6 protein-coding genes and 1 pseudogene are annotated in these 7,037 nt (G+C 66.7%); 5 read left to right on the top strand and 2 right to left on the bottom strand.

What is annotated here, in order from left to right; genetic code table 11:
• Positions 1–187 precede the first annotated feature (187 nt).
• Positions 188–547 (bottom strand): hypothetical protein, encoded by a 360-nt coding sequence (locus ACTWQR_RS38485; RefSeq protein ID WP_443231890.1) that lies wholly within the window; start codon positions 545–547, stop codon positions 188–190.
• A 129-nt stretch (positions 548–676) separates the two neighbouring features.
• On the opposite strand from ACTWQR_RS38485, the gene ACTWQR_RS38480 reads away from it, so the two are divergent.
• The 4 genes and pseudogenes from ACTWQR_RS38480 (at position 677) to ACTWQR_RS38465 (ending at position 3,979) form a co-directional block, all read left to right on the top strand.
• Positions 677–1,414, top strand: a complete 738-nt coding sequence (locus tag ACTWQR_RS38480; RefSeq protein WP_443231893.1) for a VOC family protein — start codon at positions 677–679, stop codon at positions 1,412–1,414.
• 415 nt (positions 1,415–1,829) lie between these two features.
• Positions 1,830–2,219, top strand: a complete 390-nt coding sequence (locus ACTWQR_RS38475; RefSeq protein WP_443231889.1) for a VOC family protein — start codon at positions 1,830–1,832, stop codon at positions 2,217–2,219.
• A gap of 525 nt (positions 2,220–2,744) precedes the next feature.
• Positions 2,745–2,882 (top strand): annotated as a pseudogene (locus tag ACTWQR_RS38470) (transposase); the annotation flags it as partial.
• Positions 2,883–3,340: 458 nt separating this feature from the next.
• The gene (locus tag ACTWQR_RS38465; protein ID WP_443231888.1) at positions 3,341–3,979 is read left to right on the top strand and encodes a dihydrofolate reductase family protein; all 639 of its coding nucleotides are present in this window, start codon (positions 3,341–3,343) and stop codon (positions 3,977–3,979) included.
• Positions 3,980–4,316: 337 nt separating this feature from the next.
• On the opposite strand, the gene ACTWQR_RS38460 is transcribed toward ACTWQR_RS38465, so the two are convergent.
• Positions 4,317–5,369 carry a LacI family DNA-binding transcriptional regulator gene (locus tag ACTWQR_RS38460; protein ID WP_443231887.1) on the bottom strand — a complete coding sequence of 351 codons (1,053 nt, stop codon included), beginning with the start codon at positions 5,367–5,369 and terminating at the stop codon, positions 4,317–4,319.
• Between the two features lie 368 nt (positions 5,370–5,737).
• Between ACTWQR_RS38460 and ACTWQR_RS38455 the strand changes: the two genes are divergently transcribed.
• Entirely contained in the window at positions 5,738–7,036 is a 1,299-nt protein-coding gene (locus tag ACTWQR_RS38455; RefSeq protein ID WP_443231886.1) for an ABC transporter substrate-binding protein, read from the top strand.
• Position 7,037 lies beyond the last annotated feature (1 nt).

The raw sequence follows: 7,037 nt of genomic DNA, 5'->3' as shown, positions 1-7,037 counted from the left end.
ACGTCCGTCATGAACATTCCTCCCGACGCGGAACCTACGCACCAGCCCCCGAACCTCACGCCAGAACCCGCGAGAACGCCCACGCCAGACGATCTCGTGCTAACGATCAGGCCACCTATCAGCGTGAGTACCTCACCGGCGCATCACACCAGCCCCACTGAACTGCGGAAACGAGCTTGGCGCAGCCTCACTGGGAAAAGGTGACTTGCTTCTCCATGATCGCCGCCCACCAGTAGTACTCGGGCTTGGACGGCGGGTATCCGAAGAGCATGCACACCAGCGTCAGTGCCACCGGTGGCAGCCAGGACATGGAGGCGTATCCGGCGGCAGCGGTAAGGACGGCGAGAGAGGCGTGCAGCAGCGTATTCCTCGCGCCTGCCTCCCATGGGACCGCAGGGCCGACGAGTTGGCCGAGGCCGGCTGTCGCGACTGCCAGGAGTGCGAGCGCAATGAGCCAGACCAACCGGGCGCCGATGAAACGCGCCGGTGTCGGCAGCGGAAGCCGCGCGGGGTTGTCACTCCCGACGGCGACCGCGATGCCGGCCATGGTGGGTACCAGGAGAAGCAGCGAAACCGAGTCCAGTCCGCCGCTCAGGATTGGTGAGCCACTTGATCTCCTGGTTGGTGACGGTGCCTACATATGTCGCTGCAGGTCGGTGTGCATAGGATCGCGGGCATGACATTACGGCTTGTTCAGATTGCGATGAATGCTCGGGACGACTCCGCACTCGGCCGGTTCTGGGCGGAGGCGCTCGGCTGGAGTACCTCCATCGAGGAACCCGGCGTGACCAACCTCGAACCCGAGGGCTTCGCCTATCCCGACCCCGCCGCCGTCTGCATCGACATCATTACCGTCCCCGAACCCAAGACGGTGAAGAACCGTGTGCACATCGACCTCGCCGCCACCTCTGCGGCCCACCAGGCGGACCTGATCGCGCGCCTGAAGGAACTCGGCGCGACGCCCGTCGACGTGGGCCAGGGCGACGTCCCGTGGACGGTCCTGGCCGATCCGGAAGGCAACGAGTTCTGCGTGGCGGAGCCTCAGGACCTCTACCGCGACACCGGACCGATCGCCGCGGTCGTGGCCGACTGTACCGATCCGCGGGCCATGGCCCGATTCTGGGACGAGGCGATGGACTGGACCCTGCACGAGGTCACCGACGATCATGCGATGCTGCGCTCCGCCAAGAACGTCGGCCCGTATCTCAAGCTCCTCCGCGCACCCGACGCCAAGACCGTGAAGAACCGCGTCCACCTCGACCTCCGGCCCTACCCCAGTGACGATCAAGCGTCGGAAGTGGCCCGGCTGCGGGCCCTCGGCGCCACCGACATCGACCTCGGCCAGGGCGACGTGTCGTGGACGTGCCTCGTCGACCCGGAGGGCAACGAGTTCGACGTCCTCGCTCCGGGCTGACACGGAGCCTTGACGACACCACGACACGTGAGCACACGGGGGTGCCGGCTGGCGCTCACCTCGCCAACCGGAGCGCTGAGTCACAGCTTCGTTGAGCCGAAGCTCAGCAGTTGTCACCGGCAGAGCCGGATGAGCTGGCGAATGGGGCCGGTCGAAGCAGCCTGGTTGTCACCAGCGAGGCACCCTGCTTGCCACAAATATGCATTCGGCAGCCTTTCTGCCCACCAGTACCGAAGACAAGGATCAGAAGTCGCTGGCCCTGACACACTGGGGCGCCTGGTGCGTTTGGGTGGGCATGAAGTCCGTCGAGAGTTGCCCCGGTGGGTCGAGCCTGTGACTCGGTAGCTCCGCCGTACTCCGGACGTCAGGACTCAATCCATTGGCTCCGAGCGGACCGACAGGGCAGGATGACGGCATGGAACGCGTGACGGGCATCGGCGGCATCTTCTTCCGTGCCAGCGACCCCGAGGCACTGGCCAGTTGGTATGAGACTCACCTCGGCGTAGGACGCCCACCGGATACCTACGATGAGCGGTCCTGGGAGACCGAGACCGGGCCAACTGTGTTCGCGCCCCTCCCGAGTGGGTCGGAGCATTTCCGCACGCCAGGACAGCAGTGGGCGATCAACTTCCGGGTTCGCGATCTCGATGCCATGGTGGCCCAGCTGCGGAGCGCGGACATCCACACCGATGTCCATGAGCAGGACTACCCCAATGGCCGGTTCGCCGAGCTCAGCGACCCGGAGGGCACCCCGATCCAGCTCTGGGAACCCGCCGGTGCGGACGCTGTACGAGCAACGGACTGAACAGCCGTTGGGGTACCGATCAGCGTGGTCAGCTGTGATGTCTCACGCGGACTGAACCGCCGCCGCAGGACGGGGAGTTCGACGGTGGGGCGGACGGGCTGCCGCGTGAGTCGGCGGGTCATGAGCGCAATGGCCGCAATGGTGAGCATCGCCTCGCTGTGCTGCGGCAGCGTCTCGTAATCCCGCACATTTCGGCCTCGATCATCTGCCGGTCCTCGGCCACGTTTTCCTCGTACCGCGCCCAGGAAGTGTTCCCGGCCTTCGTGCCCGTAGTCATGGCACTCACCGTTGCCTTGAGCCTCAGGGACTCTCAGCCTTCCGGGCGTTTCGGCCCGGAAGGCCGGTCTCGTTACCAGAGCGTGAGAGTGCTTCGGTGTGAGGACGGTTGCCGCGCGAGCGGCGAGGTTGCGGGCCGCGTTGTCGTCCCGGTCGATGACGAGGCCGCAGGTGTCGCAGTGGCAGGTCCGGACGTGCAGCGGGCCGATCCGGACCCGTCTGGTAAGCGGATCCGGTAGGAAAACGACCGTGACGCGCGGGCAACTTACTGACGGGCAATGGAAGTTGATTGAGCCGTTCCTGCCGATAGACGAGTACGGCCCGTACCTCGAGCGGCTGCGGGAGCAGTTCGAATGGGTGATCTGGCGGTTCCGCACCAGCAGTCAGTGACGGGAGATGCCGCGTAAGTTCGGCCCGTGGCCCACGGTCTACGGCCGCTTCCGGGTCTCCGAGCTCCACCGTGTACGCCACGGTCGACGACGCATACCAGGCCAGGCCGTCGGCGTTCGCTGGTCGGCGTGAACGCGCGGGCCAGATCGGCCTGACCAGCGGGTGAGCGATGGATGGTCGGCTGCGTGGTTGGTGCCACGCCGTCTGGCACTCCCCCGCGCCAACAATCCCGGCCATGCGACGACGGCCTCACCTGAGGACTGGGCAGGGCCGTCTCGGCGGCGCGGGCCGGCTGCTCGTATGCGTCGCCCCGCCCGCGCCGCGCCCTCGGCGCCGGTTCGCGGTGCCGGGCACCGGTGTGGCCCGCCGAGAGAATGTGCGCGGGAATGTCGATCCAGGCAGGCTCTGTACGACGCAGGAGTGAGAGAACGACATCAATACGAGAGGTGAAGGCCATGCCCAAGGTCCGCGTGCACAACGTGACGATCTCCCTCGACGGCTTCGCGGCCGGCGCGAACCAGCGACTGGACGCCCCGTTCGGCGACGGCGTCGGCTGGGGTGACGACCTGCACAGCTGGTTCATCTCCGCGACGGAGGATTCCACCGCGGGGAAGACCGGAATCGATGTCGACTACTTCGTGCGCGGCGAACAGAACATCGGCGCCACGATCATGGGGCGGAACATGTTCGGGCCGCAGCGCGGGCCGTGGGAGGACGAGTCCTGGAAGGGCTGGTGGGGCGACAACCCGCCCTACCACCACGACGTGTTCGTACACACCCACCATCTGCGCCCGACGCTGGAGATGGCCGGCGGAACGACCTTCCACTTCACCGACGCGCCGCTGGAGACGGTGCTCCAGCACGCGTTCGACGCCGCGGGCGGCAAAGACGTCCGGATCGGCGGCGGCGCGGCAGTCATCCAGCAGTATCTGCGCGCCGGGCTGATCGACGAACTTCACCTGGTGATCGCGCCAATGCTCATCGGGCGCGGGGAGCGGCTGCTCGACAATCTGGGTGACGGGATCGACGGCTACCGGGTGTCCGAGATGGTCGGCTCGCCGACCGTCACGCACGCGATGCTGGTCCGCCGCTGACGCGCGGGTCAGGGTGGTCCGGGGGCGGGTGTGCTGCCGCGCCCGCCCCGTGGTTCGTCGTCGTGGCACCGGGCCCTCGGTTCCCGCTGAGTACTCTTCAGTTTTCGCGAACTCGCGGGGCTACTGCGGCATGACCCAGATACGCCACACCCGCCACGGGATGATCTAGGAGCCCGGGCAGCTCGTAACGCCTCGCCGCCCGGCGTGAGGATGCGGACCGGACGGGCAGGGGGATGTCGATGCTGGGCTCGTTTCGCCCCGGGTGGCCTCTGCCAGGAAACCGCGTGTGTTGATCCCTGTGGCCCTCCCTTGCTGCGGATCTCAGGTGTGTCGGCCTTCAGTCGAGGCCCTCGCGTTCGGCCTGAGGCTTGGGTGGCGGAGCGGTGGTGCCGCGGGGTATCAGGTGGGTGGGCAGGACGATGTGCCGGGCGTGGTCCGCGTCGGAGTCGTTGATGAGTTCCAGGGCCAGTTGGGCGGCGGCGCGGCCCATGTCGGAGGGTGACTGGGCGACGGTGGACAGGTCGAGCCATTCCGCCATCAGCTGGTCGTCGAAGCCGAGGACGGAGATCCGTTCGGGCACGTCGATCTGTACGGTGCGCAGGCTCAGGATGAGGGAGGCGGCGAGTTCGTCCTGCTCGGCGAAGATCGCTGTGGGCGGTTCGCGCAGGCTCAGCAGGTTGCCGACGGCCTGGGTGGTGCCGCGTTTGTCGCGGGGCGGGGTGGTGACGACCAGGTCGTCGTCCAGGGGGATACCCGCCTCGGTGAGCGCTTTCCGGTAGCCGAGGAGGCGATCGCGTGAGCTGAAGCTGAAGCCGCGGGCGTTTACGGTGTGGGCGAAGGCGATCCGGCTGTGTCCGAGGTTGATCAGGTGGCGGGTGGCCTTGCAGGCGCCGGTGACGTCGTCGACGTAGACGCTGGGGCGGCCCTCGACGTGCTGGCTGATGTAGATGACCGGCATGCCGAGACCGTCCAGCCGCGCGGTCTCTTCCTTGGTGAGGTCGAAGCAGAAGACCAGTAGCGCGTCCGCGTTGCGCCGGGCCGGCAGCCGCTCGAAGAATTCGGCCCGCTCGGCCAGATCAGGCACCACGTAGACGGTCATCTCCATGCCCGCGCCGCGCAGCAGCGGGCCCAGGCTGGACAGCGCCGCTCCCATGAACCACGAGTCGAGCGTGGGCACGAGCACCGCCATGACGCCGGTTCTGCCGGTGACCAGGCTTGACGCTTGCCGCGAGACCGCGAAGTTGAGCTCCCGGGCGGCCTCCTCGACCCGGGCACGGACCTCGGGTGAGACCGATGTCAGGCCGCGCATGGTGCGCGAGACGGTGGACGGAGAGACCCCCGCCCGTTCGGCGACGTCGGCCAACGTGGGGTGCCGCTGAGCTGGAGACATGAGCGGAAGTTAGCACAGATTTGGTCCTCGGCGAGACCCTTCGTGACAGCGCTGTCACGACCCAATCTCGTGACCGAATGACCGATTAATCCCCAGAAAGGGATAGTGCGAGTCGCGTAAATCATCAGCGCTACCGCGACGTTACGCATTGACTTCCACCGAGTGCGCTCCTACGGTGCAAGCGTTGTCACAACGGAGTCGAAGTCGTCGCCGTGAATCAATCCTTCACAGCCTTGACCTGCTCTTTTGATCCACAAGACGCGATGACAGCCCAGTCTCGTATCAGAGCCGTCTCATAGTCATCTCGGTAGCTGCTCCCTACAGGGCGACCACGCCGAGACTTCGGTTCCGCACGTCCAGGAGAGACAGTGAACGCAAGAACCAGCAGAGTCCTTCAGTGCTCGGCCGTGCTCGCCGCCGCCGGGCTCGTCCTCACCGCCTGCGGCTCCTCCGATGACAGCAGCTCATCGGGGCCGTCGAAAAGCCCGTCGTTCTCGGGCCGCGGCCCGATCACGTACGCGGCCGCCAAGGACAGCTCCGGCGTCGTCCAGAAGGTGATCGACAGCTGGAACAAGCAGCACCCCAAGGAGAAGGTCACCTTCGTCCAGCTGCCGGCGGACGTGAACCAGCAGCGCCAGCAGATGATCCAGAACGCCGAGACGAAGTCCGACGCCTACACCGTGCTCTCCCTGGACGTCGTGTGGACCTCGGAGTTCGCCGCCCATCAGTGGATCGACCAACTGCCCGCCGCGCAGTTCCCGCTGGACACGATGCTCAAGCCGACCGTGGAGACGGGCAAGTACCGCGACAACCTGTACGCGGTCCCGCAGGCCTCCGACGGCGGCGTCCTGTACTACCGCTCCGACCTGCTGAAGAAGGCCGGCGTCAGCGCAGCGCCGACGACATGGGCGGAAATGCAGGCCGCCTGCGCCAAGGTCGTAAAGCTGCCCGAGGCCAAGGGCATGGACTGCTATGCGGGCCAGTTCCAGAAGTACGAAGGTCTCACCGTCAACTTCGCCGAGGCCGTCAACTCCGCCGGCGGCGTCATCACCGACGCCGGCGGGAAGCCGAACGTCGACACGCCCGAGGCGAAGAAGGGCCTGGACTTCCTCGTCGACTCCTTCAAGGATGGCACGATCCCGAAGGAGGCCATCACCTACCAGGAGGAGGAAGGCCGCCAGGCGTTCCAGTCCGGCAAGCTGGTCTTCCTGCGCAACTGGCCGTACGTGTACTCGCTGGCCGAGAAGAGCAAGGTGGCGGGCAGGTTCGCGGTCGCGCCGCTGCCCGGCCTGACCGGGGCCGGCTCCTCCAGCCTGGGCGGCCACAACGTGGCCCTGTCCTCCTTCGCCAAGAACAAGGCCACGGCGCTGGACTTCATGAAGTTCTTCACCAACGAGGAGAGCGCGACCACGTTCCTCAAGGACGCCTCGCTCGCCCCGCCGTACGAGGCCCTCTACGACGACCAGGCGCTGGTCAAGCGGTACCCGTACCTGCCGGTACTTAAGAAGTCGATCCTGAACGCCGTCCCCCGCCCCCGGGTGGTCCAGTACGGCGACGCTTCCTCCGCGATCCAGCAGGAGGCGTACGCGGCCCTGAACGGTGACAAGAGCAGTGCGCAGGCGCTGAAGGACCTGCAGGACGCGCTGCAGAAGTCCGCCGCACAGTGAG

Source organism: Streptomyces sp. 2A115, assembly GCF_052245575.1.
In the GTDB taxonomy this organism is placed as follows: domain Bacteria; phylum Actinomycetota; class Actinomycetes; order Streptomycetales; family Streptomycetaceae; genus Streptomyces.
The sequence above is the reverse complement of the archived record's forward strand: the minus strand, read 5'-3'. Positions and strand labels throughout refer to the sequence as shown.

Coding starts and splice junctions, on each gene's coding strand:
- ACTWQR_RS38475 (WP_443231889.1), top strand. CDS start 1,830: ATGGAACGCGTGACGGGCATCGGCGGCATCTTCTTCCGTGCCAGCGAC.
- ACTWQR_RS38465 (WP_443231888.1), top strand. CDS start 3,341: ATGCCCAAGGTCCGCGTGCACAACGTGACGATCTCCCTCGACGGCTTC.
- ACTWQR_RS38460 (WP_443231887.1), bottom strand. CDS start 5,369: ATGTCTCCAGCTCAGCGGCACCCCACGTTGGCCGACGTCGCCGAACGG.
- ACTWQR_RS38480 (WP_443231893.1), top strand. CDS start 677: ATGACATTACGGCTTGTTCAGATTGCGATGAATGCTCGGGACGACTCC.
- ACTWQR_RS38485 (WP_443231890.1), bottom strand. CDS start 547: ATGGCCGGCATCGCGGTCGCCGTCGGGAGTGACAACCCCGCGCGGCTT.